Annotated in this window: 23 protein-coding genes; 12 read left to right on the forward strand and 11 right to left on the reverse strand. The window is 73.9% G+C overall.

Going from position 1 to position 26,610, the window contains the following annotated elements; translation table 11 throughout:
- Positions 1–118 precede the first annotated feature (118 nt).
- Positions 119–2,350, reverse strand: a complete 2,232-nt coding sequence (locus JOD48_RS18350; RefSeq protein WP_372440786.1) for a S9 family peptidase — start codon at positions 2,348–2,350, stop codon at positions 119–121.
- 56 nt (positions 2,351–2,406) lie between these two features.
- Here JOD48_RS18350 and JOD48_RS18355 point away from each other — a divergent pair, with 56 nt between their 5' ends.
- Positions 2,407–2,865 (forward strand): hypothetical protein, encoded by a 459-nt coding sequence (locus JOD48_RS18355; RefSeq protein ID WP_191790205.1) that lies wholly within the window; start codon positions 2,407–2,409, stop codon positions 2,863–2,865.
- Positions 2,866–2,896: 31 nt separating this feature from the next.
- Here JOD48_RS18355 and JOD48_RS18360 read toward each other — a convergent pair whose 3' ends face one another.
- The gene (locus JOD48_RS18360) at positions 2,897–3,685 is read right to left on the reverse strand and encodes a phosphonatase-like hydrolase (RefSeq protein WP_204810020.1); all 789 of its coding nucleotides are present in this window, start codon (positions 3,683–3,685) and stop codon (positions 2,897–2,899) included.
- On the reverse strand, positions 3,682–4,599 hold the full coding sequence (locus JOD48_RS18365) for a GntR family transcriptional regulator (protein WP_191790203.1): 918 nt from the start codon (positions 4,597–4,599) through the stop codon (positions 3,682–3,684). The genes JOD48_RS18360 and JOD48_RS18365 overlap by 4 nt, the downstream gene beginning before the upstream one ends.
- A gap of 165 nt (positions 4,600–4,764) precedes the next feature.
- Between JOD48_RS18365 and JOD48_RS18370 the strand changes: the two genes are divergently transcribed.
- The 4 genes from JOD48_RS18370 to phnE all read left to right on the forward strand — a co-directional run bounded on the left by JOD48_RS18370 (position 4,765) and on the right by phnE (position 8,925).
- Positions 4,765–6,000, forward strand: a complete 1,236-nt coding sequence (locus tag JOD48_RS18370) for a TIGR03364 family FAD-dependent oxidoreductase (RefSeq protein WP_204810021.1) — start codon at positions 4,765–4,767, stop codon at positions 5,998–6,000.
- 69 nt (positions 6,001–6,069) lie between these two features.
- Positions 6,070–7,005, forward strand: coding sequence for a phosphate/phosphite/phosphonate ABC transporter substrate-binding protein (locus JOD48_RS18375; RefSeq protein WP_204810022.1), 936 nt, complete (start codon positions 6,070–6,072; stop codon positions 7,003–7,005).
- A gap of 145 nt (positions 7,006–7,150) precedes the next feature.
- Complete coding sequence (locus JOD48_RS18380) at positions 7,151–8,038, forward strand: phosphonate ABC transporter ATP-binding protein (protein WP_204810023.1); 888 nt, start codon at positions 7,151–7,153, stop codon at positions 8,036–8,038.
- Positions 8,035–8,925, forward strand: a complete 891-nt coding sequence (phnE, locus tag JOD48_RS18385; RefSeq protein ID WP_204810024.1) for a phosphonate ABC transporter, permease protein PhnE — start codon at positions 8,035–8,037, stop codon at positions 8,923–8,925. The genes JOD48_RS18380 and phnE overlap by 4 nt, the downstream gene beginning before the upstream one ends.
- 36 nt (positions 8,926–8,961) lie before the next feature.
- Here the strand turns inward: phnE and JOD48_RS18390 are convergent, their stop codons facing one another.
- On the reverse strand, positions 8,962–9,966 hold the full coding sequence (locus JOD48_RS18390; protein WP_204810025.1) for a putative endonuclease domain-containing protein: 1,005 nt from the start codon (positions 9,964–9,966) through the stop codon (positions 8,962–8,964).
- A 212-nt stretch (positions 9,967–10,178) separates the two neighbouring features.
- Positions 10,179–12,395 (reverse strand): bifunctional copper resistance protein CopD/cytochrome c oxidase assembly protein, encoded by a 2,217-nt coding sequence (locus JOD48_RS18395; protein ID WP_307824252.1) that lies wholly within the window; start codon positions 12,393–12,395, stop codon positions 10,179–10,181.
- 248 nt (positions 12,396–12,643) lie between these two features.
- Here JOD48_RS18395 and JOD48_RS18400 point away from each other — a divergent pair, with 248 nt between their 5' ends.
- From JOD48_RS18400 to JOD48_RS18425, 6 genes are read left to right on the forward strand one after another with little or no spacing between them, the layout of a single operon-like run.
- Entirely contained in the window at positions 12,644–13,642 is a 999-nt protein-coding gene (locus JOD48_RS18400) for an AAA family ATPase (RefSeq protein WP_191790199.1), read from the forward strand.
- Positions 13,643–13,651: 9 nt separating this feature from the next.
- Positions 13,652–14,584, forward strand: coding sequence for a DUF58 domain-containing protein (locus JOD48_RS18405; RefSeq protein WP_204810026.1), 933 nt, complete (start codon positions 13,652–13,654; stop codon positions 14,582–14,584).
- On the forward strand, positions 14,571–15,089 hold the full coding sequence (locus JOD48_RS18410) for a hypothetical protein (RefSeq protein WP_204810027.1): 519 nt from the start codon (positions 14,571–14,573) through the stop codon (positions 15,087–15,089). The genes JOD48_RS18405 and JOD48_RS18410 overlap by 14 nt, the downstream gene beginning before the upstream one ends.
- Complete coding sequence (locus JOD48_RS18415) at positions 15,086–16,156, forward strand: vWA domain-containing protein (RefSeq protein WP_191790196.1); 1,071 nt, start codon at positions 15,086–15,088, stop codon at positions 16,154–16,156. The genes JOD48_RS18410 and JOD48_RS18415 overlap by 4 nt, the downstream gene beginning before the upstream one ends.
- Positions 16,153–17,202, forward strand: coding sequence for a vWA domain-containing protein (locus tag JOD48_RS18420; protein WP_204810028.1), 1,050 nt, complete (start codon positions 16,153–16,155; stop codon positions 17,200–17,202). Before JOD48_RS18415 ends, JOD48_RS18420 begins: the two co-directional genes overlap by 4 nt.
- Positions 17,199–18,164, forward strand: coding sequence for a hypothetical protein (locus JOD48_RS18425; RefSeq protein WP_204810029.1), 966 nt, complete (start codon positions 17,199–17,201; stop codon positions 18,162–18,164). Before JOD48_RS18420 ends, JOD48_RS18425 begins: the two co-directional genes overlap by 4 nt.
- A 28-nt stretch (positions 18,165–18,192) precedes the next feature.
- On the opposite strand, the gene soxR is transcribed toward JOD48_RS18425, so the two are convergent.
- On the reverse strand, positions 18,193–18,663 hold the full coding sequence (gene soxR, locus JOD48_RS18430; RefSeq protein WP_191790193.1) for a redox-sensitive transcriptional activator SoxR: 471 nt from the start codon (positions 18,661–18,663) through the stop codon (positions 18,193–18,195).
- A 152-nt stretch (positions 18,664–18,815) separates the two neighbouring features.
- On the opposite strand from soxR, the gene JOD48_RS18435 reads away from it, so the two are divergent.
- A complete protein-coding gene (locus JOD48_RS18435) occupies positions 18,816–20,306 on the forward strand; it encodes an MFS transporter (protein WP_204810030.1) in 1,491 nt (496 codons plus the stop codon).
- 29 nt (positions 20,307–20,335) lie between these two features.
- Here JOD48_RS18435 and JOD48_RS18440 read toward each other — a convergent pair whose 3' ends face one another.
- The 5 genes from JOD48_RS18440 to nirB all read right to left on the reverse strand — a co-directional run bounded on the left by JOD48_RS18440 (position 20,336) and on the right by nirB (position 26,397).
- Positions 20,336–21,271 (reverse strand): sirohydrochlorin chelatase, encoded by a 936-nt coding sequence (locus JOD48_RS18440; protein WP_191790191.1) that lies wholly within the window; start codon positions 21,269–21,271, stop codon positions 20,336–20,338.
- The gene (locus tag JOD48_RS18445) at positions 21,268–22,359 is read right to left on the reverse strand and encodes a uroporphyrinogen-III synthase (RefSeq protein ID WP_191790295.1); all 1,092 of its coding nucleotides are present in this window, start codon (positions 22,357–22,359) and stop codon (positions 21,268–21,270) included. Before JOD48_RS18445 ends, JOD48_RS18440 begins: the two co-directional genes overlap by 4 nt.
- Positions 22,360–22,433: 74 nt before the next feature.
- Positions 22,434–23,234 carry a uroporphyrinogen-III C-methyltransferase gene (cobA, locus tag JOD48_RS18450; RefSeq protein WP_204810031.1) on the reverse strand — a complete coding sequence of 267 codons (801 nt, stop codon included), beginning with the start codon at positions 23,232–23,234 and terminating at the stop codon, positions 22,434–22,436.
- Between the two features lie 86 nt (positions 23,235–23,320).
- Positions 23,321–23,779, reverse strand: a complete 459-nt coding sequence (gene nirD / locus JOD48_RS18455) for a nitrite reductase small subunit NirD (protein ID WP_239527489.1) — start codon at positions 23,777–23,779, stop codon at positions 23,321–23,323.
- A complete protein-coding gene (gene nirB / locus JOD48_RS18460; RefSeq protein ID WP_191790294.1) occupies positions 23,776–26,397 on the reverse strand; it encodes a nitrite reductase large subunit NirB in 2,622 nt (873 codons plus the stop codon). The genes nirD and nirB overlap by 4 nt, the downstream gene beginning before the upstream one ends.
- Between the last annotated feature and the right edge of the window lie 213 nt (positions 26,398–26,610).

A 26,610-nucleotide genomic window follows, 5' to 3' on the forward strand; every position in this document is an offset into this window, starting at 1 on the left:
AGGTCGGGTCGCAGACGGCCGGCGCCCCGCCGAGGGAGGACGTGCTGGGGCGAGGTAGGGCGCGACGCGCCCTGCCTCGCCCCAGCACGTCCTACCTCGCGCGGCCGCGGGTACCCGGTCAGCCCAGCGTCGACGGGAGCCGGGCCGCACCCTCGCCCGGGGCCTGGCCGAGCACGCGCTCGGCCAGGAACGCCTGCACCACCTGGTACCAGACGATCGAGTGCTGCGGCTGGAGCACCCAGTGGTTCTCGTCGGGGAAGTACAGGAACCGGTGGTCGGTGCTCCCGTCCGCGGCCGCGGGGAGCCCCGACGCCGACAGCAGCTCGTACCAGAGGCGCAGGCCCTCGCCGATCGGGACGCGGTAGTCCTTGTCGCCGTGGATCACGAGCATGGGCGTCACGATGTCCCCGACGTAGCGGTGCGGGGAGTGCTCGGCCGCCATCTCGGGCGTCATCTCCCGCTGCCAGTAGTACGACGCGTCGGTCGTGGGACCGAACTGGTCCAGGGCCCACAGGCTCGCGTGCGTCACGATGGCCTTGAACCGGTCCGTGTGTCCCGCGACCCAGTTCGCCATGTACCCGCCGAACGAGCCGCCCATCGCGGCGGTGCGGGTCTCGTCGACCTCGGGCAGCTCCTCGGCCGCGTCGGTGATCGCGAGCAGGTCCGTGTAGGGCGCCGCACCCCACGACCCCCAGCCGCGCTGCACGAAGTCCTGCCCGTACCCCGTCGACAGCGCGGGGTCCGGCAGCAGGACCGCGTAGCCCTGGGCCACGAGGATCCACGGGTTCCAGCGCCAGCTCCACGCGTTCCACGAGCCGAGCGGCCCGCCGTGGATCCACAGCAGCAGCGGCGCGGGGTTCTCGGCGCTCGCGCCGTGCGGCAGGGCCAGCCAGCCCCGGACGCGCACGTCGTCCGACGCCGCGGTCTCGATCTCGGTGAGCGTGCCGGGCAGGTCCGGGCTCTCCACGGGCCCGCGCAGCGCGGTCGCCGCGACGGGCGTGCGCTCGCCGGCGGGGGCCGCGAGGAAGTCCGCGAGCTCGATCCGCACGGGGTGCGAGGGCTCGAGGTAGCTCGTGCGCTGGGCGTACGCGGCCGAGGCGTCGGGGGCGACGCGGACGTCGGTGAACGTCGCGTCGTCCGAGGTGAGGCGTGACACCGTGCCGTCGGCCCCCGACCCGTCGGGCGTGAACGCGACGTGGAAGACCGGGCCGCGCCCGTCGTCGTCGGCCGTCACGAGGAGGCCCGAGCCGTCCGGCAGCCACGCGGCCGACGTCGGCCAGCGGTCCCAGCTCGCCGCGAGGGAGCGCAGGCCGTGGTTCGCGCCACCGTCGTCGGGGTCGCCGTCCGAGCCGTCGCCCGGGCGCAGCGGCACGACGGCGAGGCCCTGCTCGGGCGCGTCCTGCGGGGTCGAGAGGGTCTCGCGCACGAACACGACCCACGCACCGTCGGGCGAGATCACGGGCGAGGACGCCTCGGCGCCGGGCTCGTCGACGAGCGTGCGGCGCTCCCCGGTCGAGGTGTCGATCGCGACGAGGATCGAGCGCTGGGACGCGCCCGGTCCGGCGACGGTCCAGGTCGTCACGAGCGTGGTCCCGTCCGCGGACAGGTCCGCGGAGTGCTCGCGCAGCGCGGGCCCGACGGCGGAGGTCACGTCGCGCAGCTCGACGCGTCCTGCGGGGAGGTCGGGGGCGGCGTCCTCGGCGGTGCTGTCGTCCGCCGGGAGCGGACGGGCCGGCTCGTCGGTCAGGTGCGAGAGGTCGGCGACGAAGCGGTGCGGCTCGGACGGGCCCAGGTCGTGGTCCCAGTACCGCACGGGGTAGCCCGTGTGGAGGATCGCGGCGACCTTCTTGTCCTTGCGGGCCGTGCGCAGCTCGGCGTCGTGCGCGAGGTCGCGCGCGCTCGGCAGGACGTCGGCCGCGAGCGAGAGGACGGGCGCGCTGCGCGCGACGAGCGGGGCCGATACCCCGGCGGGGGCCGAGGCGACGACGCGCGCCTCGCCACCCGTCGCGGGCAGGAGCCACAGGGCCGACGTCGGGTCGCCCTCGGTCGATGCCGAGGCGTCGCTGTCGGGCCGGGCCGAGGTGAAGAGCAGGTCCCCCTCGGCCGTGAAGGCGGCGCCCGACTCTCCCTTGGTGCTGCGCGTCAGGCGACGGGCGGGCGACTGACCCGTCGGGTCGACCTCCCACAGCGCCGAGACGTAGGCCGTGCGCTTGGCGTCGAGCGTCGACACGCTCGTCACGAGGCGCCGCCCGTCGGGCGACATCACGAGGCCGCCCGTGCGGGGGATCGCGACGTACCGGTCGAGGTCGTGGAAGGGGGTCGGGACGGAGTCTGCGTCGTCAGTGGTCACTGCACCGTCCTATCACGACGCCCCGCCCTCGGTGCCGAGCAGCGCATACTGGACCCGTGCCCAAGGCTCCCTTCCTCCCCCTGACCGTGAGCGCCGTCGTCGGGCTGCTCCTGACCGGGTGCGGGTCCGAGCCCGCGCAGGACCTCGACGACACCGTGCTCGCCGGGATCGCCGCCGCCGGCCGCGCGGACGGCGACCTCGACCTCATCTCCACGACCCACTTCGACTGGCAGAAGGCCGTGATCGTGTGCCCCGGTGACGATCCGACCGAGGTCGCGGAGGCAGCCGGGGCCGACGGCCCCGTGCAGGGCGAGCTCCCGAGCACGGTCGACGTCGGCACGGGCTACCTCGTGTTCGTCAACGACGACGAGGTCGCGCAGGTCGCGGACCTGCGGCTCGCCCAGGCCGACGTGTGCTCCGAGGACCTCTCGATCGCGAACCGCGTCCTGAGCCCGGGCGCGAGCCTGCACGTCGCCCGCGGCACGGGCGACGGCTGGGTCGTCACCCGGGGCTGAGACCCCCGCGCTCCGGGGTGCCGGGTGGGGGTCAGGCGTTGAGGCGCGCCACGAGCTCCGGCAGGTCGGCGACCGAGTCGAGCAGGAAGTCGTGGCGCTCGCGCCCCAGGTCCGCCGCGCCGAGCTTGCCCGTGAGCACCCCGACGACCGCCCCTGCGCGCGCGTTGACCCCCGACCGCAGGTCGAGCACGGTGTCGCCCGCGACGAGGACGCGCGCGACGTCGAGGACGCCCGTGCGCTCCATGTCGCGGTGGACCATGTAGGGCGCCGGGCGGCCCAGCGGCACCTCGTCGGCACACGTCACGGCGTCGAGCGTGACCTCGGGCGAGAGCCACTGCTCAGGGCCGGACGCGACGGTCCAACCGAGCACGTCGAGGATCCCTCGGGTCACGTCGCGCGTGAAGCCCGTGGTCAGCGCGACCTTGACGCCCGCGGCGCGCAGGGCCGCGAAGGCCTCGGGCGCGCCGGGGACCGGGGTCGGCGGGTTCAATCGGTAGGCCTCGTGGAGCAGCGCGGTGAAGCGCGCGAACGCGGCGTCGACCGTCGCGTCGTCGGGAGCGTCCCCCGGCGCGCCGGAGGTGCTGGCACCGATCGCGAGCAGGGCGGTGATCGCCGCGCGCTTCTCGGCCCCCATCCAGTGCTGGATGTCCGACGACGTCGCACCGCTCCCGTGCTCGAGGACCGCCGTGTGCAGCGCGTCGTAGACCGCGCCACCCTCCTCGACGGTCGTGCCCGCGACGTCGAGCGCGACGAGCTCGATCGCGAGGGGCGGGCGCGGGGCGGGCACGGTGCCGGGAGTGCTGGTGCTGTTGCTGGTCATGCGGAGGGCTCCTGGGTCGGTTCGATTTCGGTGGTGCCGGTGGTGGGCGACACGAGGGACGCCGCGGCGACCGACGCCGTCGGGAAGCGGACCATCGAGAGCGACGTGTCCTGGGTGTTGTCGATCGTGAAGGCCGCGAGCTCGGGCAGGTAGCGGTCGTCGGCGTACTCGACGGGGACGCCCGCGGCGTTGCGCGTGGTGCGGCGCTCGCGCAGCAGCGGGGCGCCCGCGGGCACCTCGAGCAGGTCGGCGTCGGTCTCGTCGGCCGCGACGGCGTCGATCACGTGGCGCGCCGCGTGCAGGTCCGCGCCGCGCGAGATGAGGTGGTCGTAGATCGAACCGGTGTCCGGGTCGAACTCGAAGATGAGGCGCCCCACGGGCTCGATGAAGGTGTCGCGCTCGACCATCGCCGGGACCCCGTCGAGCAGGCGCAGGCGCAGCACCTCGACCACGGGCGTGCCCTCCTCGAGCCCCAGGGCGTCGGCCGCGACGCCGTGCACACCGCGTCGTGCGACCTCGACCGTCCGCTGCCCGGGCACGCGCCCCACCCCCGCGGCCCAGCGGCTGAACGACAGGAACGTCTCGAACGGCTGCGGGACCGCGCGCGAGCGCACGACCGGCGGACGTCCCTGTCCCCCGCCGATGAGCCCCTCGCTGCGCAGCGTCCCGAGCGCCTGGCGGACCGTGCCGCGCGAGATCGAGAACTCGGCGCACAGCGCGGACTCGGACGGCAGGGAGTCGCCGATCGCGTAGGTGCCGGACACGATCCGACGGCGCAGCTCGCCCAGGACGTGCTGGTGCAGCGGGCCGTTCGACGGCTGGGGCGGGTGGGGCGGACGGGCTGACGACGACGGCCGGGCCTGTTGGTTCGGCGGGGACGGGGCGGTACGCGGGGACGACGAGGACGGAGCCATGACTTGACCATACAGGCCGCTCCCGCACCGAGAACGGCGTACCGATGACGGCCGCGTGAACCCCGCGCACGGAGCGTCAACGCCAGGTGAACACTCCGGAAACTTGTCTGGACAAGTCCTGGAATCGCTTGCTCCGTGCTCGTTCTGCACGGCAGTGTCCGTGTCGTGAGCAGCACAGCACCTCGACGCCCCGCCCCGTCCGGCCGCACCCACGCCCTCCCCGCCGGCCACCCCGGCACGCGCAGCCCGTCCACCGGGAACGACCTCCCCGCCCGCGTCGACCTCGTGGTCGTCGGCGCCGGGATCGTCGGCCTCGCGCACGCCGTCGAGGCCGTCGGCCGCGGCCTGTCCGTCCTCGTGGTCGAGCGCGACGACCGCGCCGTCGGCGCCTCGGTCCGCAACTTCGGGCACGGCTGCTTCACCGCGCAGGACGGCACGGCCCTCACGTACGCCTTCGCGGCCCGCGAGCGCTGGATCCAGCTCGCCAAGGAGGCCGACTTCTGGCTGCGCGAGTCCGGGACCGTCGTCGTGGCCCGCGCGGACGACGAGCGGCAGGTCCTCGAGGACTTCGCCCACGGCCGCGACGGCCACGTCCGGCTGCTCGACCGCGACCAGGTCCTCGACCGCGTCCCGGGCGACCCCGCCGAGGTCGTCGGCGGCGCGTTCCTGTCCCAGGACATCCGCGTCGACCCCCGCGAGGCGGTCCCCGCGATCGCCCGCTGGTACGCCGAGCAGCGCGGCGCGCACCTCGCCTGGTCCACGACCGTCCAGGGCTTCGAGGCCGGCAGCGGCGTGACCCTCGTGCGCACCTCCCGGGGCGACGTCGTCGCGACCAAGGTGATCCTCGCCGTCGGGCACGACGTGGACCGGTTCTTCCCCGACACCGCCGCCGCCGCGGGCATCCAGCGGTGCACGCTGCAGATGCTGCGCGTCGACGCCCCCGCGGGCGCAGACGGCGGCCCCCGGGAGATCGGCCCCGCGATCTTCACCGGCACCTCGCTGCTGCGCTACGACGGCTTCCGCCACTCCCCCGCGACCGCCGCCGTCCGCGAGCGCCTGAGGGTCCAGCACCCCGCCCTGATCGACGCCGCGGTGAACCTCATGATCACCCAGCGCCCCGACGGGACGCTCACGCTCGGCGACACGCACGCCTACGCGACCACTCCCGGGCCGTTCCACCCCGAGGCCCTCGACGAGCTCCTGCTCACCGAGGCCGCGCGGCTCCTCGGCAGCGGTCCCCTCACGGTCCGCGAGCGCTGGCAGGGCGTCTACGCCTCCGCGCCCGCGCCGTTCCTCGACGTCACGCCCATGCCAGGCGTGCGCGCGGTGTCGGTCACGTCCGGCATCGGCATGACCACCGCGCTCGGGCTCGCCCCGCGCGTGCTCGACGGCTTCCTCTGACAGACGACCCTCTCTCGCCCCTCCGACCAGTCCAGCCTCTCTCGCGAAACCCCCACCCCAGGAGAAGACATGCACCGCAGCCGCACCGGCCAGGCCACCTCGGTCCTCGCCGCCGCACTGCTCCTCGGCGCCCTCAGCGCCTGCTCGACCGGCACGGCCGACGCAGGGACCAGCACCGACGGTGCCGCGTCCGCGACGTGCCCGAACGGCGCGATCCGGTTCGGCATCGAGCCCTACGAGGACCCCGCCAAGCTCGAGCCCGCCTACCAGCACCTCGCCGACGCCCTGTCGGAGAAGCTCGACTGCCCCGTCGAGCTGACGATCGTCGAGGACTACTCGGCCGAGGTCCTCGCCATGGAGAACGGCAAGCTCGAGCTCGCGCAGTTCGGCCCGCTCGGGTTCGTGTTCGCGAGCGAGCGCGCCGACGCCGAGCCCCTCGCCTCGTTCGGCCTCGCCGACGGCTCGCTCTCGAGCTACACCGCGGGCATCTGGGTCCCCGTCGACTCCCCGATCCAGAGCATCGAGGACCTGCCGGGCCACTCGCTCGCGCTCGGCTCGACCGGCTCGACCTCGGGCGACGCGCTGCCGCGCTTCGCGATCCTCGACGCGGGTCTCGCCGAGACCGACGTCGAGATCACCTATGCGGGCGGCCACCCCGAGGCGCTGCTCGCCCTGACCAACGGCCAGGTCGACGCCGCGCAGATCAACTCCCAGACGCTCGCGACCGCCGAGCGCGAGGGCACGTTCGACTCCTCGACGTTCCGCCAGGTCTGGGAGTCCGACGCCATCCCGAACGACCCCATCACGGTCGCCGGGTCGCAGAGCCAGGAGTTCAAGGACGCCGTGCGCGAGGCCCTCCTCACGCTCGACACCGCCGACGTCGAGGCCATCGGCGCGTTCCTCGACGTCGATCCGGCGGGCCCGCTCGTCGAGGTCGACGTCGACACGTACCAGCCGCTGTTCGACCTCGCGAAGACGCTGAAGCTGACCGCCGACGACGTCTGACCCCTCGCGGACGGTGCGGGTGGACGCCGGGTCCACCGGGCCCGGCGGCCCACCCCGCTCGTCCCGTCCGGTCGGCCGCGATCCCGGTCGACCGCCCTCTCTCCCTCGCGGGCTCGCGTCCCGCTCCAGCAAGGAGTTGTTCCAGATGGCTTCACACCACGGCGCAGCCGAGGGCGTGCTGCACCCGCCCGACGGCGTCCGCTCACCCGGTCTGCACGTCCGTGACCTGCGGGTCCAGTTCAGCACGCGCTCCGAGACCGGCGACGCCGTGCTGCGCAGCGCGGTCGACGGCATGGACCTCGACGTCGCGGCGGGCGAGCTCGTCGCGATCCTGGGCGCCAACGGCTGCGGCAAGTCGACCACGCTCAAGTCCGTGATCGGGCTCGCGCCCGTGACGTCGGGCGAGGTGTGGGTCGACGGCGAGCAGGTCCTCCCCCACCACCGGACCTCGGCGGCGGAGCAGCACGAGGCCAGGCGCCGGGTCGCGATGATCTTCCAGCAGGTCAACCTCGTGCGGCGACGCACCGTGCTCGACAACGTGTGCGCCGGGGCGCTCGGGCGGCTTCCGCTGCGACGGTCGCTCGTCGCGTCGCTGTTCCCCCGCGAGCTGCGCGCCGAAGCCATGCTCTGCCTCGACCGCGTCGGCCTCGCCGACCGCGCGCTCGACCGGGTCGGCCAGCTCTCGGGCGGCCAGCAGCAGCGCGTGGCCGTCGCACGCGCCCTGTGCCAGCGGGCGAGCGTCCTGCTGGCCGACGAGCCGACCTCGGCCCTCGACCCTGCCGCCTCGACCCAGGTCATGGAGCTGCTCGCGACCCTCGCGCACGACGAGGGGCTCGCGGTCGTCGCCGTCCTCCACGACCCCGAGCTCGCACGCGAGCACGCCGACCGTCTCGTCGGGATGGTCGCCGGACGCGAGCGCCTCAACGGTGCGCCGGACGCGGTGACGCGCGACGCCGTCGAGCACCTGTACTCGGCCGAGACGGCGACCGTGACCGTCACACGGACGACCGTCGGAACGAGGGTCCCCGCATGACCGCCACCGCCCCCACCCGCTCGCCCCGCTCCCCGCGCGGCGGCTCCCCCGCCCGGGCCGAGGGGCCGTCGTCCGAGACGCTCGCGCACGTCGTCGTGCCCACGGCCCACCGCTCGGGCCGACAGGTCACGACCTGGGTCATCGCGGGCGCGGTGCTGCTCGGGCTGCACGTCCTCGCCTGGCAGGGCACGGGCTTCTCGATCAGCGCGCTCGTGGGCGGCTGGGAGGGCATGGCCCGGTTCGTCGGCGAGGCGTTCCCGCCCGACCTCGACTGGTCGACCGTCGTGGCCCCCGGCCTCCAGGCCACGCTCGTGACCCTGTGGATCGGGCTGCTCGGGACCACGCTGTCCGTCCCGCTGTCGCTCCTGCTCGCGGTGCTCGCCGCGCGCGGCAGCACGCCGGGGTCGGTCTGGTACCAGGGGTCGCGCGCGATCCTGTCGTTCTTCCGCGCCGTGCCCGACGTCGTGTTCGCCCTGATCTTCGTGACCGCCGTGGGGCTCGGACCGTTCGCGGGGGTGCTCGCGCTCGTCGTCCACAACACGGGCGTCATGGGCAAGCTGTGGGCCGAGGCCATGGAGGAGATCGACCCCGGGCCCGCCGACGCGCTGCGCACCAACGGTGCGGGCCGCACCCAGGTCGTCACGCACGCGGTGCTGCCCGCGGTCGTGCCGCAGTTCCTGGGGCTGCTGCTCTACCGGTTCGACGTCAACGTGCGGTCCTCGCTCGTGCTGGGGCTCGTGGGCGCGGGCGGGATCGGGTTCCTCATCAACAAGTCGATCAAGCTGTTCCGGTTCGACGAGATGCTGACCTACATCCTCATGGTCCTCGTGCTGGTGTGGGTAGTGGACCGCTTCTCGTCATGGGCGAGGGCAAGGATCGCGGTCTGAGGCCTGCCGTCGGTGCCGAGAACGGGGTTGAGGTCGTTATCCGTCGGATGGCGGCCTCAACCCCGTTCTGGATCGCACGGAACGTCGTGCTCGGTCCAGGAAGGCGCGGATCTCCAGCCCCACCCGCCCCACGACCGCAAGGTCCCGGGCCGTGAAGCGGAGCAACGCGACGCCTCGTGACGCGACGAGCAGGTTCTGCCGTCGACGGTCGACGAACAGGGCTTCGGGAGCTCCGTGCACCTCGGCCCCGTCGACCTCGGCGATCAACCACCGCTCGTCCGGGAGGCGCCAGCCCAGGTCGCCCCGGGCCAGGAACTGACCCTCGTCGCCCGAGATCACCACCTGGAGCTCGTCGGGCGGGACACCGGCGTCGAGGCAGTCGAGCCGGGCAAGGGTCTCGAGCGGGGACTCGGCGCGCCGGTCACTGATCTCCCACCACGAATGCGTCCTGGCGACCCCTCGTCGACCTCGGGCCATGTCGTGCGCGCGGTCGAGTCCACGGACGTCGAGCAGGCCGCGGTGCTGCGCACTGTCCATCAGGGCGACCGCGGTGCGGCGCCCGACCTCCGGGACGGTCTGGGCGAGCGCCCAGTCCGGGGTGGCGACGTACCGGCCGACGACGCGCGTGACGGTCATCCCGTCGTCGAACTGCCTCAGCAGGATGCCGTCCCGTGAACCTGTCGCACGCCCGCCCGGGAGCGCCGCCTGCGCAGTGATCTGCAGCGGGAGTCCCTGGATGCCGAGCAGAGCCACTGCGCACGGGCCGACCGCGATCGCCTCCGGCCCGAAGGCGAGGAGACCTGCCCAGGCGGCGCGTCGACGGCGATGGTCCGGGACCCCCGGCCCTTCCCGGCGGGCCGGTGGCACCGGGTCGATGTCGTAGACACCACGTGTCACCTGCGTCCATCGCCGTTGCTCGACGAGCCGAGAGCGTCGGTGCGAACGGAGTCCGTGCTCTTCGCACTGCGCCGCCGACACGAGCCCCTCCTGACGGCGCGCGACGACGAGCAGCTCCTCAGGTACCGGCGACAGGTGGCGCATCGAGGCATCCCAGCAGGTGACGCCGACCACGCGCCGCCGCCCGGTGGTGCACTGTGGACGGCCCTCTTGGCTGGCCCCCTGTGGACGACCGCCAACACGGGAAACCGCGCGGTCCAGGACGGGGTTGAGGTCGTCATCGAGCGAATGACGACCTCAACCCCGTGTTCGGCACCCGGGTACCGGGCACCTCGAGGGCACCGGGAGAGCGCCGCTCAGGGCTTGTCCTGCTCCGCCATCTTCGCGAGCATCTGGTTGTACTCGTCCATCTCGACGTCGCCGTCCTTGTCGACCCGGCGGTCGCGGCGCTTGGCGTCCTTCTCGTCGGAGCGCGCCCACATGACCGCGACGACGATCGCGAGCGACAGCGTCGGCAGCTCCCCGATGCCCCACGCGACGCCGCCGCCGCGCTGCTGGTCGGCGATCGCGGTGATCCCCCAGTCGTGCCCCATGAGCCCGAACCACTCGGGCACGAGGAGCTGCGTCCCGGTCGTGAGGGACACGCCGAAGAAGGCGTGGAACGCCATGGTGACGAGCAGGAGCAGGAGCCGCTGGGGCCAGCCGGGCCGGTGCGGCCCGGGGTCGATCCCGACGAGCGCGTTCGCGAACAGGTACCCGGCGAGCGTGAAGTGCAGGAGCATCGCGAGGTGCCCGATGTACGTCGTCATCGCGAGCTCGAACGCGGGCGTGTAGTAGAAGACGATCATCGACCCGGCGAAGTTGATCGCGGCGACGATCGGGTTGGCGAAGAACTGCCCCCACTTCGAGGTCACGAGCGCGAGCACCCACTCGCGCGGTCCGCGCGAGCCGTCCTTGCGCACGGGCACGGCCCGCAGCAGCAGGGTCACGGGCGCGGCCAGCACGAGGAAGATGGGCACGACCATCGCGAGCACCATGTGCTGGACCATGTGCGCGCTGAACAGCACGTGCCCGTACACCGCGGGCCCACCGTTGGTCACCCAGAACAGGACGACGATGCCGAGCGTCCACGAGATCGTCCGCCCGACGGGCCACCGGTCGCCGCGCTTCGCGAGCCGCCGGACCCAGCGCAGGTACACGACGAGGGCCGCGACGCACGCGAACGCGGGCAGCAGGTCCCAGCGCCACTCGGAGAACCAGCGCCCGAGGTCGGGCTCGGGGGGCAGGGGGTGCCCGGTCACGAGCTCGGCGGGCGTCGGCAGCGCGATCGGCTCGTCGGGCACGGGGGGCGCCGTCGAACCGAGTGCGACGGCCACGCCCGACACCGCGCCCATGACGAGCAGCTCGACCGCGACGAGCCGCCAGAACAGCCACGTCGCGGCCTTCTCGGTGGCGGCCGCCGCACCGCCCTTGCCGGCGGCGGCCGGACGCTTCCCGGCGTCCTCGTGCCCGACGCCGGAGCCTCCCGCCGTCCTGGCCTCACCCGCCGCGGTGGCCGTCCCGGCGGATGTGCTGGTCGCGCGCGGGCCGCGGGCGGGACCGCCCACGCCCTGGAGCCGTCGGACGACGAGCTCGCGGTGCGCGAACCCGATCGCTCCGAGCACGACGATGAGCCCGACCTTCGTGAGGATGAGCACGCCGTAGTCGGTGCTGAGCCCGGCGACGCCGCCGAGCCGGATCCAGGCGTTGGCGACGCCGGAGACGGCGACCGCGACGAAGGACCAGCCGGCGATCGAGGAGTAGCGCGCGACCGAGGACGCGAAGGCCGTGCGGTCGAGGCCGCCGCGCAGCCGCACGATCGCGAGCACCCCGAGCCCGCCGATCCACAGGGCCGCCCCGCCGAGGTGGAGGAACATCGAGGAGATCGCGAGCTCGTGGCTCGCGGCGCCGGCCGTGTGACCGGTGTTGGCCTGGAACGCGAGGGCCGAGATCGCGAGCAGGGCCGTCCACAGGGCTCCGGTCGCGGTGCGGACCGCGAAGGCGCACGCCGACGTCAGGGCCGCGACGACGATGACGCCGAGGAGGCTGCGGCCCAGCGAGATCTGCGTGACGAACGCCGCGAGCTGCTCACCGAAGCCGATGCTCGTGACGGGCATGCTCGACAGGACCGAGTAGCGCAGGACGGTCTGGACCACGGTGAGCACGGCCCACACGGCCGACGCGGCCCCGGCGACCCCGAGGGCCTTGCGGAGCGGCGGTCCGGCGGGCAGCACGCAGGCCGCGAGCACGAGCGAGCCGATCGTCAGGGCGATCGCGAGCTCGGTCAAGGTGGTCGAGACCGGCAGTCCCCAGCGAGCGAGCGCCCCCGGGTCGGCGAAACCTGCGAGGGGCTGGAACGCCCCGGAGAAGGCTCCCGCGGCGACGACCGAGACGATCGCGACGACCACGGCCGCAGGTCCGGCGAGCACGAGCCACCAGGGGTTGCGGGGAGCGTCGGCAGCGCCCCGACCGGGGGGCTGCGCGGCCCGGTCGGGCGCGGTTCCTGAGGTGCTGCGGGGGGCGGTGGCGGTCACCCGACCAGGGTAGGCGGCATGCGGGTCATCGCGGTATTCCCCTCGGGGAGCGGGGTCCCCTCGCGGAGCCGTCGGAGCGGCGTCGGGCCGCGCGGTGGGCACCTCTCCCCCTGGCTCGGCTGTGGAGAGAGCGGCGTGCCGAGAGGTGCCGCTGGCATACTGGGCCGGGTTCGCACGGCGTCCTCCTCGTGAGGGACGGCCGTGACGACATCTCCGGCAGAACCCGAGCACACGCGAAGGACCTCACCATGGCCACAGGTCACGGCAGCATCTCCACGACCGACCTGGACCGCGCGGGTCACCTTCTCAAGCGTGTCGAGCAGGTGTTCGACCAGCGGGTCGTCGGGCAGGAGGCGCTGCGCACGGCCCTGGTCAGCTCGCTCCTCGCTGGTGGCCACATCCTGCTGGAGTCCGTGCCGGGGCTCGCCAAGACCACCGCCGCACAGACCCTCGCGTCCGCGATCAACGGCTCGTTCCGTCGCATCCAGTGCACGCCGGACCTCATGCCGAACGACATCGTGGGCACGCAGATCTACAACTACGCGACCGGGTCGTTCACGACGCAGCTCGGGCCCGTGCACGCGAACCTCGTGCTGCTCGACGAGATCAACCGGTCGAGCGCCAAGACGCAGTCGGCGATGCTCGAGGCCATGCAGGAGAAGCAGACGTCGATCGGCGGCGAGAACTTCCCGCTGCCCTCGCCGTTCATGGTCCTCGCGACGCAGAACCCCATCGAGGAGGAGGGCACGTACGTGCTGCCCGAGGCCCAGATGGACCGCTTCCTCATGAAGGAGGTGCTCACGTACCCGGCCCCGGCGCAGGAGCTGGAGATCCTCGACCGCATCTCGACGGGCCGCATGACGGCACCCATCACGGCCGAGCCGATCAGCATCGACGACGTGGTCTTCCTCCAGCGACTGGTCGACGACGTGTACGTGGACGAGTCGATCAAGCGGTACATCGTCGACCTGATCAACACGACGCGCCTGTCGGGCCCGCGGCCCGTCCCTGGTCTCGACCAGCACGTGCGCGTCGGCGCGAGCCCGCGCGGCGGTATCGCGCTCATGCGCGTGGGCCAGGCGCTCGCGATCCAGGCCGGGCGCGCGTACGTCGTCCCGGACGACATCAAGGCCGTCCGCTACTCGGTCCTGCGCCACCGCCTGGTGCGCACGTTCGACGCGCTCGCCACGAACGTGCAGCCCGAGCAGCTCATCGACGCCGTGTTCGACGCGGTCCCGACCCCGTAGGCCCGGCCCATGACCGACGTGTCGCGGCTGGCCCAGGTCCGGGCCAGGCTCGAGCTCCCGCTGGCCCGGCGGGCCTCGGGGCTACTCGAGGGGCGGCACCGCTCGATCCTCAAGGGGCACGGGCAGGACTTCGACGACCTCCACCTGTACGCGCCGGGTGAGGACGTGGGCGACATCGACTGGAAGTCGAGCGCCCGCGCGGGCATCCCCGTGGTGCGCCGGTTCGTGCGCGAGTCCAACGTCAACCTGGTCCTCGTCGTGGACACGGGCCGCAACATGGGGGCGACGGCCGCGAGCGGCGAGCCCAAGGCCGACGTCGTGAGCTTCTGCTGCGCGCTCGTGGCCTACCTGGCGCGCGACCGCGGGGACCGGGTCGCGCTCGTCGCGGGGGACGCGCAGCGCCTCGTCCAGCTCCCGCCTCGGGCCAGCACGCAGGACCTCGAGCTCCTGCTCCGCACGGTCGAGCGGCAGCTGCGGGTCGAGGCCCCGCCGAGCGACCTGAACCGGGCGCTCGACCGGGCGCTCAACGCGTTCCGACGCCGCTCGATCATGGTCGTCGTGACGGACGAGGCACGACCGGGGCCCGAGCACGAGGCCCTGCTGCGGCGCCTGCGCGTGCGCCACGAGGTCATGGTCGTCGCGGTCGCGGACCTGTCGCCCGTCGGGGTCCCGACCCCGGACTCGGCCCTGGGCGGCGCCGCAGTGGCGCACCGCGCCCCCGGGCAGGTCGCGGACGTCGACGGCACGCTCGACCTGCCGCCGTTCCTGCGGGGGCGCGCGGACATCGTGGCGGGCGCGGCGCAGGCCGCCGTGTCCCGGCGGGCGTCGGTCGTGGACCTGCTGCACGCCCTCCAGGTGGAGGCCGTGAGCGTCACCGGGACCGACGACGTCGTGCCTCGTTTCGTCGAGCTGCTGGGGAGGGCGAAGCGTGCCCGACGATGAGCTCTACGCGCCGGCCCTCTACAGCGGCTGGTGGGCTGCCCTCGGGGTGGTGATCGTGCTGCTGGTCGTGGCGTGGGTCGTGCTCGCGTTCCGCTCGACCCGGGCGTCGGCCGAGGAGAAGGCCCTGCGGTTCAGGCCGTCGTGGGCGACGGGTTCCCTCGACCCGTACGCGGGGCTGCGGACCGAGTTCGAGGCGCACCTCGACGCGGTCGAGGGGGCCTACCTCGCGGGTGGGCTCGACGAGCGCGGGCTGCACCTGGCGCTGTCGAAGGAGGTCCGCGGGTTCGCGTCGGGCCGCCTGGGCGTGGACGCCTCGGTGCTGACCCTGTCCGAGATCGAGCGCATGACGGGCACGGCGCACCTGACGCGCCTGATCGCGCGGTACTACCACCCGTCGTTCGCGGAGGACGAGGCCCTCGACGCGTCGTCCCGGCCGGGGCCGGGCGGCTCGCCCGACGGCCGGGAGTCGATCAACCGCGCCCGCTCGGTGGTGAGGACGTGGTGACGCCGGGGCCGCAGGGCGCCTCGATCCTGTGGCCGTGGCTGCTCGCCGCGGTCGTGGTCCTGGTCCTGGCCGCGGGTGCGGCGGCGTGGTGGCTCGCGCGCCGTCGTCGGGCACGGGCGCTCAAGGCGCAGCCCGACGACGTCACGTGGGTCGCGAACTCTTCCTACCTCGCGCAGGTCCCGGCCTTCGCGGCGTGGGTGCGCCGCTACCGCAGGCTCCAGGTCGCGGGGCTCGCGGGGCTGCTCGTCGCGCTCGTCGGCGTCGGCGCGGTCGCCGCCCGGCCGGTCGAGACGGACCTGGTCGTGGACCGCCTGGGGACGCGGGACATCGTCCTGTGCCTCGACGTGTCCGGGTCCATGACGGCGTACGACGGCGAGATCCTCAAGGTGTACTCGGAGCTCGTCGACAGCTTCGAGGGCGAGCGCATCGCGCTGTCGATCTTCAACTCGACGTCGAGGACCGTGTTCCCCCTGACGGACGACTACACGTTGGTCCAGGAGGAGCTCGCGGCGGGCATCGCGGCGTTCGACAAGGACCCCAGCACGCTCGACTTCAGCAGCGAGCGCGACCAGAAGGACGTCCTGGAGTTCCTCACGTACACCGCGGGGACCCTCGCGAACGAGTCCGCGGCGAGCCTCATCGGCGACGGGCTCGCGAACTGCGCGCTGCAGTTCGACGAGGAGACCACCGACCGGTCGCGCTCGATCATCCTCGCGACGGACAACTACGTCGCGGGCGAGCCCATCTACTCGCTCGAGGAGGCCTCGGCGCTCGTCGCCTCGCGCGACATCACGCTGCACGGCATCTACGGCGGCTCGGAGCTCTACGAGGGCACCCCCGAGGAGACGCAGTACCGCGAGGTCGTCGAGGCCGGCGGCGGGCTGTACTTCCTCGCGGGCGACCCGCGGGCCGTCGAGGGCATGGTCGAGGACGTGGTCGCGCAGCAGGCCGTCGAGCTCGACGCGAGCCCGGAAGTCGTCGTGACGGACCTGCCCACGATCTGGTTCCTCGTGGCGACCGCCGGTGCCGCCCTGCTCGTCGTCGTCGCCTGGAGGCTGCGCGAATGACCTTCCAGCCGTTGATCCCGCTGTGGGCGTGGGCCGTCGTGTTCGTCCCGCTGCTCGGCCTCGCCGGGTGGCAGCTCGTCGTCGCGCTCCGTGGTCCGTCGCGCGGTGCAGCCGGTCAGGGCGTGCCCGCCGGGCCGCGCGGTGCGTGGGTCCGGCGCACGGCCCTCGTCGCGGTCCTCGCCGTGATCGGGCTCGGCCCCTCGGTCCCCGTGACGGACCGCGACACGTCGGTCGCGAACGTGGACATGTTCTTCGTGGTCGACCGCACGGGCTCCATGGCGGCCGAGGACTTCGACGGCACGAACGAGCGCCTCGTGGGCGTCCGGCACGACGTCGCAAGCCTCACGGCCGACACCCCGGGCGCCCGCTACTCGATCATCTCGTTCGACTCCCAGGCCAGCCGCCAGGTCCCGCTCACGACGGACGCCCGGGCCATCACGTCCTGGGCCGACACCTTCAAGCGCGAGATCACGCTCTACTCGAAGGGGTCGCTCACCGACCGGCCGCTCGATGCGCTCCGCTCAGCGCTCGAGGGCGCAGCGACCGACCACCCGTCGAACGTCCGGCTCGTCTTCTTCCTGTCGGACGGCGAGCAGACCGCAGACGGCGAGCCCCGCTCGTACGAGGACCTCGCGCCCTTCGTCGACGGCGGCGCCGTCCTCGGCTACGGCACCCCGGAGGGTGGACGCATGAAGGAGTACGCGCCCGACGAGGACCCGGCCGACGCCGCCTACCTCAAGGACCCGTCCCGGGCGACCCTCGACGACCCCGAGTCGCCCGACGCGCTCTCGGTGATCGACGAGGACAACCTGCGCGCGGTCGCCACCCAGCTCGGCGTGCCGTACGTGCACCGCGAGACCACGGGCCCGACGGCGGAGCTCGTCGCAGGCGTGGACCCGCAGCAGGTCGCGGCGGACGGCAGGCGCCTGGTCACGGCGTACCGTCCGGTCGTGTGGCCTCTCGCGCTCGTGGGCGCCGCCCTGCTCGGGTTCGAGGCGTGGGCGGCGGGCCGGTCGGCGGCGCGCCGGGTGGGGGTGCGCGCATGACCGACAAGAGCCTGCCCCCGCGGCCGGGCGAACGCTCTGCCCAGGCCGCGGCGATGCGCGGACGGCGGCTGCGCCGTCGGGCACTGATGCTCCTGCTGCCCCTGCCCCTGCTGGTCGCCGCGCTCGTGCTCGGCACCAAGCTGGCCTTCCTCCCCGTGATCGCGTCCTACGCGTCCGGCCGGTACGAGGCGAGCGACTTCTCGGAGGCCGCCACGAACTTCGGCCTCCAGAAGACGATGAACGTCGTCGACCCGTGGAAGGCGTGGTTCAACACGGGGACCTCAAACCACCGGGCGGGCGACGACACCGCCGCCATCTCCGAGCTCCACCGCGCCTACGACCTCGCCGAGCACGAGGCGCCCATGGTCCGCTGCGAGATCCAGGTCAACCTGTCGATCTCCTACGAGACCGCGGGCGACTACGAGTCGACCACGGGCGAGGACTACCTGTCGCAGAAGGCCGCGCTCGAGGAGGCGCTCGCCGCGCGGGCGGCGGGCCAGGACTACAACTCCTACCTCATCGACCCGTACGGCACGGGCGAGGAGCTCGTCCCCCAGGACCTCCAGGACCAGGCCGCCCAGTGGTTCTCGTACGCCGAGCGTTCCTACGCGACGGCCGAGCAGGTCCGCGGGTGGCCGGGCTGCGAGGAGCAGCCGCCCCCGGAGAAGGAGCAGAACGAGGCATCGGTCCAGCGCCTGCAGGACAAGCAGCAGCAGGCGAAGGACGCACAGCCGCAGCAGCCCCAGGACCCGCAGGGCGGCACCGAGGGTGCGGAGCCGCCGCCCGAGACCGACCAGAGCGAGCAGGAGCGGGCCGAGGCCGAGCGGCAGGAGAAGCTCCAGCAGCAGAACTCCGAGGCCCGCGACGACGAGGACCAGAGCCGGCAGGAGTACCAGGAGTTCTTCGGCGACGACCCGGCCGGCGGGCCGGGCGACTCCGGAGGGTCCACCAAGAACTGGTGAGGGTCTCGCGGCGTAGGTCGTCGGGCGGTCAGTCGTCGAGCGCCTCGACGAGCAGGGTCCGTGGACCGGGGCCCTCCTCCGCGAGCACGTCGTGCGGGTTGGCCAGGACGCACTTGCGCAGCGACAGGCACCCGCACCCGATGCAGTCCGTGAGGTGGTCACGCAGGCGCACGAGCTGTTCGATCCGGGCGTCGAGGTCGGCGTGCCACATCCGCGACAGGCGTCGCCAGTCCTTGGCGGTCGGCGTGCGGTTCTGCGGGAGCGTGCCGAGGGCCTCGCGGACCAGGGCGAGCGGGATCCCGACGCGCTGCGAGACGCGGATGAACGAGACGCGGCGCAAGGTCTCCCGGGGGTAGCGACGCTGGTTGCCGGGCGTGCGGCGGGACGTGAGCAGGCCTTCGCGCTCGTAGAAGTGCAGGGCGGACACCGAGACGCCGCTGCGGCGTGCGAGCTCGCCGACCGTGAGCTCGTCATCGGGGTGCGGCCCGTCGTCAGGCATGATTGCTCCAGGCATTCGTCAATCCGTCCATCGACGAGACGAACAGCACTTGACCTCGACAATGGTTGAGGTTCGAGACTAACCGAAGCGCTCGTTCGAGCACACCCCACCGCGCAGCCCCCACGGGGCCGCGCCCACCCCTGCGAGGAAACATGGAACCGCCACGCCCCGAGGCCCCCGAGGCCGAGGTCGCCGCCGCGATCGGCGACGCCCACACGCCGACCGCTCCCCCGTCGACCGCAGGGACGTCCGCACCGACCGAACCGTCCACCGCCACCTCTGCGGCACAGGCCCCCGCCGGCGCGGGCCTGTCGCCCGCGACCCAGCGCACCGTCCTCGTCGGGATGGTGGCCCTGGTGCTGCTCGGGGCGTTCGAGGCCCTCGCGGTGGCGACCGCGATGCACACGGTCGCCACGGCCCTCGACGGCATGGCGCTCTACGCCGTCGCGTTCGCGGGCTCGATCGCGGCGAGCGTCGTCGGCATGGTCGCAGCAGGCCGCTGGAGCGACCGGTTCGGACCGAGCCCGTCGCTGTGGGGCGGCGTGGGCATGTTCCTCGCGGGCCTGGTCGTCTCGGGGCTCGCCCCGACCATGGAGGTCTTCGTCGCGGGTCGCGTGGTGCAGGGGCTCGGCACCGGCATGTACATCGTGGCGCTGTACGTGCTCGTCGCCCGCGTCTTCCCCGAGGCCCGTCGGCCCGCCGTGTTCGCTGCCTTCGCCGCAGCATGGGTCGTGCCCTCGCTCGTCGGCCCGGTGATCTCGGGGCTCATGGTCCAGCACCTCGGGTGGCGCTGGGTCTTCCTCGCCGTCCCCGTGCTCGCCGTCCCGGCAGTGCTCATGATGCGCCCGGGACTACGCGCCGTCGGCCAGGACCGCCGCGAGGTCACCCCCGACACGTCCCGGAACGCCGCCCTGTGGTGGGCGGTCGCCGCTGCCGTGGGCATCGGGCTGCTGCACTTCGCCGGCCAGCAGGAGGGGGCGCGACTGTACGTCCCGCTCGTCGTCGCGCTCGCGCTCGTCGTCGCCGCCGTCCCGCGCCTGCTCCCGCGCGGCACGGCCCGTGCCGCCCGAGGCCTCCCGTCGGTCATCGCGATCCGCGGCCTGGTCGCCGCGGCGTTCACCGGGACCGAGGTCCTGCTGCCCCTGCTCCTCCAGTCCGAGAGAGCCCTGTCCCCGACCCAGGCCGGCGGGATCCTCACCTTCGGGGCGATCGGCTGGTCGGTCGGCGCGTGGCTGCGCGGCAAGGCGCACTGGGGCTGGTCGCACGCGCGGTTCGTCCTCGTCGGGTCGTTGTTCGTCGCGGGCGGCATCTCCGGCACGGTGCTGCTCGCCTGGGCCGCGGTGCCGCCGATCGTCGGCATGCTCGCCTGGACGTTCGCGGGCCTGGGCATGGGCCTGGTCCATCCGACGCTCTCGGTGCTCACGCTCGCACTGTCCCCCGAGGACCAGCAGGGCGCGAACAGCTCGGCGCTCCAGGTGTCCGACGCGCTGTCCGCGGCCATCGCCCTCGCCGTGGCCGGGTCGATGCTCGTCGTGCTGCGCGAGCCCCTGGGGCTCGGGGCGTACGTCGTGTGCTTCGGGGTCATGGTCGCGATCGCGCTGCTCGCGGCGTTCGTGTCACCGCGGACCCGGGTCCCGGCCTGAGCCGACCGGCTTCTCGACGCCCTGCCGGGTCAGCGCGGGTCGTCGACACCGCCCGCGAGCGCCGCGGCGCCCTCGGCGTAGCGGTCGAGCACGATCGCTGCCAGGCGCGCGTCGGGCGCGAGCGGGGCCGTGACGAGGTCGGCACCGGTCTCGAGGAGGCGGTCGTGGAAGAAGCCGGGGGCGAGCAGGTAGGCGGCGACGACCACGCGCGGGACGTCGGTCGGCTCGCTGCCCGACGACGCCGCGAGGTCGTCGTCGAAGGGCTCGCCCGGGGCGGTGGTCGTCCGACCCCGAGGAGGCGTCGCGGCGAGCGTCTCGCGGGCGGACGCGACGGCCTCGCGCACGGACGGGGTGGCCATGGCGCCGAACCCGACCGTGACGGGGCCGTCATGGTGCGCGCGCAGGAGCTCGGCGACGTCCTCGACGTCGCGCGCGGCGCCCGCCTTGCTCGACCCGGCCGCTGCCAGGACCACGGCGTCGTGCGGGCGGACCCCGGCCTCGGCCAGGCGGTCGGCGAGGATCTCGGCGAGGCGCGGGTCGGGGCCGAGCGCACGGGCCGCGGTCGCGGGTCCGTGCTGGGGGCCGCGACCGGAGTGCGCGGGCGAGACGGCCTCGGTGATGTCGACGTCCACGTGGAAGCCCGTGGACAGCAGCAGCGGCACGACGACGGCCGCCCCGCCGGGGCCCGCGCCCGTGGCGGGCGGCGCGACGGCCTGCGTGACGACGTCGGCGACCTCGGGCTGCTGGACGTCGACGAACGCCTCGCGGACGTCGAGGTCGGGGCGGGTCGCGCGGACGTCCGCGAGGATCGCGCGGATCGCGGCCTGACCGTCCGGGTTGTTGGTGCCGTGCGAGCAGCCGACGAGCACGGCTGCGCCCACGCCGCTCGCACGGCTGCCCGCGGCGGCGGACGGCGCGCTCCCCTCGGTCGCGTCGGAGGGGAAACCCAGGATCTCCGTGCTCATGCCAGCTCCAGTCGATAGCCACGTTTGACGACGGTCTTGACGAGGGTGCGGTCACCGACCGCCTCGCGCAGCCGGGCGACCGCGACCTCGGCGGCGTGCGGGTCGCGCGAGTCGCCGGGCAGGGCCGCGAGGACCTGGTCCCGCGTCACGATGTCCCCGGCACGGGCGGCCAGCAGACGCAGTACGTCGAGGCCCGTGGGCGAGAGCGGCAGGACGCGGCCGTCGAGCACCGCGACGCGCGAGCGGATCTGCAGGTTGCCCGCGACGGTCACGAGCGCCAGGGTCTCGGCGTGCTCGTAGTGCCCGACGAGCGTGCGGACCAGCGCCCCGAGGCGGCCGCGGTCCGGCTGGAGCGTCGGGATGCCGCGGTGCGCGAGGGGTCGGGCCGTGATGGGGCCGACCGCGGCCGCGATCATGGCGCCGCGCGTGAACCGCGCCACGACCGCGTCGCCGACGCCCGCGGACTCGGCCGCCGCGAGCCATGCCTCGGCGCCCGGGGCCGACGTGAAGACGACCGCGTCGATCTCGCCGCCCGCTGCCGCGTGGACCGACGACCGGAGCGCGGTCTCGTCCGGCGGCGGCCCCCAGCGGTACACGATGAGGCTCGCGACGTCGGCCCCCGCCTGTGCGAAGACCACGTCGAGGCCGTCGGCCCCCGCCCCGTGGTGCTGGACCGCGATCCGCAGCCCGTCGACCCCTTCCCCGAGCAGCACGTCGGCGATCTCGCCCGACGTCTCCGACTCGGCGACCCAGTCGGCCTGGAGTCCTGCGGCCTGGATCGCGCCGCGCGCCTTGGGACCGCGCGCGACCAGTCGGGCGCGGCTCATGACGTCGAGCAGCTCGTCGGCCAGGCCGTGCGCGTCGGCGGCCTCGATCCAGCCGCGGAAACCGATGCCCGTGGTCACGACCACGACGTCGGGCGGGCGTGCGATCAGGTCGCGCGTACCCGCGAGCAACGCCTCGTCGTCCTCGTTGGGCACCATGCTCAGGGCCGGCGCGTGCCGCACCTCGGCGCCCCGGCGGGACAGGGCCGCGGCGAGCTCGGCCGAACGGCGGTCGGCCGTGACGAGGACCGTGCAGCCGGCCATGACCTGGCCCAGCGTGGGCCGGTGCTCGCCGGTGGGCTCGTCCGTGGCATCGGTGACGTCCGTGGCCTGCCCCGTCACAGGGCGGGCTCCGGCACGAGCACGGTCAGCCCGGGCAGGGGCGTCGTCGCGTCCGGGACGAGCAGCCCCTCGGCCGCGACGTCGCCCACGACGACGACCGCCGGCGCGCGGATCCCGGCGTCGGCCGCGCGGCGGACGAGCGTCCCGAGGGTGGCGCGCGTGACCCGCTGGTGCTGCGTGGAACCGGACTCGACCACGGCGACGGGCGTGGCGACGTCGGCCCCGGCGGTGACCGCCTGGTCCGTGATCTCGCTCAGCATCGACACTCCCATGAGGATCACCAGGGTAGCCGTGCGGTCGCGCACCGCGGCCAGCGCGACCACGCCCAGGGGCTCATGACCGTTGACGACCAGGAACGCGCCGACCGTCCCGCGGTGCGTGAGCGGGATGCCCGCGAGCGCCGGCACGGACAGCGCGCTGCTCACGCCGGGCACGACCTCGACCGGGACGCCCGCGGCCCGGCACGCGAGGACCTCCTCCCCGCCCCGCCCGTAGACGAACGGGTCGCCGCCCTTGAGCCGGACCACGCGTCGCCCGCGGCGGGCCTGCTCGACGAGGATCGCGTTGATCTCGTGCTGCGGGACAGGGTGGTGGCCCGGGGTCTTGCCGACGTCGATGATCTCGACGCCCGCGGGCAGTTCGGCGAGGACCTCGGTAGGCCCGAGGCGGTCGGTCACGACGACGTCGGCGCTCACGAGCGCACGCCAGGCGCGCACCGTGAGGAGGTCGACGGCACCAGGTCCGCCGCCCACGAGCACGACCGAGCCGCCGTGCCCGGTGCCGCCGGCGCCGAACATGCGGTGACCGTCCGCCGAGCATGCGGTGGGCGTCCGATCCGGGCCGGATCCCGACGACAACCGCATGCTCGGCACCGAGGCGGCCCTCACGGGGTGGGGCCGGTCGGCGCCGCGACGTGCACGACGCCGTCGCGCACCTCGACCGGCCACGTCGCCAGGTCCGGGCCCGCCACGAGCACGGGGAGGAACCCGACCGCGTCGAGGCACTCTCCCGTCTCGAGCGCGAAGACCTGCTTGTACATCGGCGACGCGACGGTCGGCACCCCGCGGCGCGTCCCGACGATGCCGCGCGACATGACGTTCGCGCCGCTGAACGGGTCGAGCTGCTGGACCGCGAGCACGCGGTCGTCGGTCAGGCGGAAGAGCGCGACCTGCTGCCCGCCGACGAGCGCCGCGGCCCCGCGCTCGACCGCGAGGTCCGCGACGCGGCACACGGGCTGCCACGCCGGGCCGACCTGTGCGTCCTGCGCCGCACCCACCGACGCGCCCACCGACGCAGTCGTCGGGGCCATCGTGCCCGTCGTGCCCACGATCTGCGCGCTCATGCCCGCACCTCCAACGTCGTCCCGGCGATCAGCACGGCACCTGCACGCTCCGCGGTCGTCGCCGGCCGTGGCTGCCCGCGCTCGGCCACGTACGCGAGGTCCGGGTCCGCCGTCGTGGGCGCGTTGACGAACGACCCGAACCGCTTGAGCTTCTCGGGGTCCTCCAGGACCGCGCGCCACTCGTCCTCGTACGCGTCCACGTGGAGCGCCATCGCGGCGTCGAGGTCGGCCGCGATGCCCAGCGAGTCCTCGAGGATCACGGCGCGGATCCCGTCGAGCCCGCCCTCGACCTCCTCGACCCACACCGACGTGCGCTGGAGCCGGTCCGCGGTGCGCACGTAGTACAGCAGGAAACGGTCGATCGTCCTGATCAGCGTCTCGTCGTCGAGGTCCTCCGCGAGGAGCCGCGCGTGCCGGGGCGTGAAGCCGCCGTTGCCGCCCACGTACACGTTCCAGCCCTTGTCGGTCGCGATCACGCCCACGTCCTTGCCGCGCGCCTCGGCGCACTCGCGTGCGCAGCCCGAGACGCCGAGCTTGATCTTGTGCGGCGAACGCAGGCCGCGGTACCGCAGCTCGAGGCGGACGGCCATGCCCACCGAGTCCTGCACCCCGAACCGGCACCACGTCGACCCCACGCACGACTTCACGGTCCGCAGCGACTTCCCGTACGCCTGCCCCGACTCCATGCCCGCGTCGACCAGCCGGCGCCAGATCAGCGGGAGCTGCTCGATCCGCGCCCCGAACATGTCGATCCGCTGGCCGCCCGTGATCTTGGTGTAGAGCCCGAAGTCCTTCGCGACCTGCCCGATCACGAGCAGCCCCTCGGGCGTGATCTCCCCGCCCGGGATGCGCGGGACCACCGAGTACGTGCCGTCCTTCTGCATGTTCGCCATGACGTGGTCGTTGGTGTCCTGGAGCGCGGCCTGCTCGCCCGTCAGGATGTGACCGTTGCCCAACGAGGCCAGGACCGACGCCACGACCGGCTTGCAGATGTCGCACCCACGGCCGGGGCCCGCGGCCGGGAGCCCGGCCGGGGCGACGCCGTCGGGCATCTCCTCGACGGCGGCCGGGACGCGACCGAACCGCGCGATGATCTCGCTGAACGTGTGCAGGTCCGCGACGCGGACCGCGTCGAAGAGCTGCGCCCGCGAGAGCTCGAAGTGCTCGCACAGCGCGTTCGAGACCTCGATCCCGGCCTTCTCGAGCTCGGTCGTCGTGAGCCTCTTGACGAGAGGGAGGCACGAGCCGCAGCTCGTGCCCGCCCGGGTGCAGGCCTTGACCGCGGCGACGTCGGTGCACGCGTGCTCGGTCACGGCCCCGCGGATCGTCCCTGCGGCGACGTTGTTGCACGAGCACACCGTGGCGTCGTCGGGCAGCTCGAGCCCCGCCGCGCCGCCGGCCGCAGCGCCCTCGGGCAGGAGGTACGAGCCGGGGTCGCCCGGCAGCTCGCGCCCGACCATGGGCCGCAGGGCCGCGTACGGCGTCGCGTCGCCCACGAACACGCCGCCCAGGAGCGTGCGCGCGTCGTCGGACAGGACGAGCTTCTTGTAGACGCCCGCGACGGGGTCCGCCCAGACGAGCTCCATGGCGCCCTCGGTGCGCGCGAACGCGTCGCCGAAGCTCGCGACGTCCACGCCCCGCAGCTTGAGCCTGGTCGCGGTGTCCGCGCCAGGGAACGTCGCCGCGCCGCCCAGCAACCGGTCCACGACGACCTCGGCCATCGCGTACCCCGGGGCCACGAGCCCCAGGCACCTGCCCTCGATGCACGCGACCTCGCCGACCGCCCACACGTGCGGGTCCGGCGTCCGGCACGACAGGTCGACGACCGCGCCGCCGCGCTCGCCGACCGGCAGGCCCGCGTCCCGGGCCAGCTCGTCGCGCGGCCGGACGCCCGTCGCCAGGACGACCACGTCGACGTCGAGCCGCCCGCCGTCCACGAAGTCGAGGCGGCCCACGTGACCCGTGGCGCGCGCGGGCCGCATCTGCTGGGTCGCGGTGCTCACGCGCACCGCGATGCCCATGTCGTTGATGAGGCGACCGAGCGCCTGCCCGCCGCCCAGGTCGACCTGCGCGTCCATGAGGTGCGTCCCGAACTGGATGACGGTCGCCTGGGCGCCGAGCGCCTTGAGCGCTCCCGCGGCCTCGAGCCCCAGGAGGCCGCCACCGATGACCGCGCCGCGCACCGGGCGGTCGTACGACGTCCCGGCCCGCTCCTCGCGCTTGGCCTCGACCCACCCGCGCAGGGCCGCGACGTCGTCGATCGTGCGGTACACGAACACGCCCGGCAGCTCGTTGCCCGGGATCGGGGGGCGCGCCGCGTCGGAGCCCGTCGCGAGCACGAGCTCGTCGTAGTCGTGGACCCGGCCCAGGCGGTCGGTGACCTGACGTGCCTCGCGGTCGATCGAGTCGACGCGGCAGTCGCGCACCAGGCGCACGAGCGGGTCGTCCCACAGCGCGGGGTCGCCGAGGGTGAGCTCCTCGGGGTCGCGCGCCGAGAAGTACGAGGTCAGCGCCACGCGGTCGTACGGGTGGCGAGGCTCCTCGGCGAAGACGGTGACCCGCCACTCGCCGGCGGTGTCACGGGCGCGCAACGCCTCGACGAGACGCTGGGCGACCATGCCGCCGCCGACGACCACGAGGTGACGGGAAGATCTCGATGATGCGGTCACGGGGGCTCCTGGGGGGTGCGGTCCGGGTGTCCGGGAAGCGGCTGCTGCTCCGGACACTAGGGATGCGCGGTTTCCGCGCCGCTCCCGCCCCTTTGCCCCGCCGTAACGTTCTTCTCACGCCCGCCTGGGCCCGCACGTGAGAACGCGCCGCGCGCCCTCGAG

Origin of the sequence: Oerskovia paurometabola (assembly GCF_016907365.1) — a bacterium.
Taxonomy (GTDB): domain Bacteria; phylum Actinomycetota; class Actinomycetes; order Actinomycetales; family Cellulomonadaceae; genus Oerskovia; species Oerskovia paurometabola.

Coding starts and splice junctions, on each gene's coding strand:
- JOD48_RS18360 (WP_204810020.1), bottom strand. CDS start 3,685: ATGACCAGCAACAGCACCAGCACTCCCGGCACCGTGCCCGCCCCGCGC.
- JOD48_RS18365 (WP_191790203.1), bottom strand. CDS start 4,599: ATGGCTCCGTCCTCGTCGTCCCCGCGTACCGCCCCGTCCCCGCCGAAC.
- JOD48_RS18375 (WP_204810022.1), top strand. CDS start 6,070: ATGCACCGCAGCCGCACCGGCCAGGCCACCTCGGTCCTCGCCGCCGCA.
- JOD48_RS18380 (WP_204810023.1), top strand. CDS start 7,151: ATGGCTTCACACCACGGCGCAGCCGAGGGCGTGCTGCACCCGCCCGAC.
- phnE (WP_204810024.1), top strand. CDS start 8,035: ATGACCGCCACCGCCCCCACCCGCTCGCCCCGCTCCCCGCGCGGCGGC.
- JOD48_RS18390 (WP_204810025.1), bottom strand. CDS start 9,966: ATGCGCCACCTGTCGCCGGTACCTGAGGAGCTGCTCGTCGTCGCGCGC.
- JOD48_RS18400 (WP_191790199.1), top strand. CDS start 12,644: ATGGCCACAGGTCACGGCAGCATCTCCACGACCGACCTGGACCGCGCG.
- JOD48_RS18405 (WP_204810026.1), top strand. CDS start 13,652: ATGACCGACGTGTCGCGGCTGGCCCAGGTCCGGGCCAGGCTCGAGCTC.
- JOD48_RS18420 (WP_204810028.1), top strand. CDS start 16,153: ATGACCTTCCAGCCGTTGATCCCGCTGTGGGCGTGGGCCGTCGTGTTC.
- JOD48_RS18425 (WP_204810029.1), top strand. CDS start 17,199: ATGACCGACAAGAGCCTGCCCCCGCGGCCGGGCGAACGCTCTGCCCAG.
- soxR (WP_191790193.1), bottom strand. CDS start 18,663: ATGCCTGACGACGGGCCGCACCCCGATGACGAGCTCACGGTCGGCGAG.
- JOD48_RS18435 (WP_204810030.1), top strand. CDS start 18,816: ATGGAACCGCCACGCCCCGAGGCCCCCGAGGCCGAGGTCGCCGCCGCG.
- JOD48_RS18440 (WP_191790191.1), bottom strand. CDS start 21,271: ATGAGCACGGAGATCCTGGGTTTCCCCTCCGACGCGACCGAGGGGAGC.
- JOD48_RS18445 (WP_191790295.1), bottom strand. CDS start 22,359: ATGGCCGGCTGCACGGTCCTCGTCACGGCCGACCGCCGTTCGGCCGAG.
- cobA (WP_204810031.1), bottom strand. CDS start 23,234: ATGTTCGGCGCCGGCGGCACCGGGCACGGCGGCTCGGTCGTGCTCGTG.
- nirD (WP_239527489.1), bottom strand. CDS start 23,779: ATGAGCGCGCAGATCGTGGGCACGACGGGCACGATGGCCCCGACGACT.
- nirB (WP_191790294.1), bottom strand. CDS start 26,397: ATGGTCGCCCAGCGTCTCGTCGAGGCGTTGCGCGCCCGTGACACCGCC.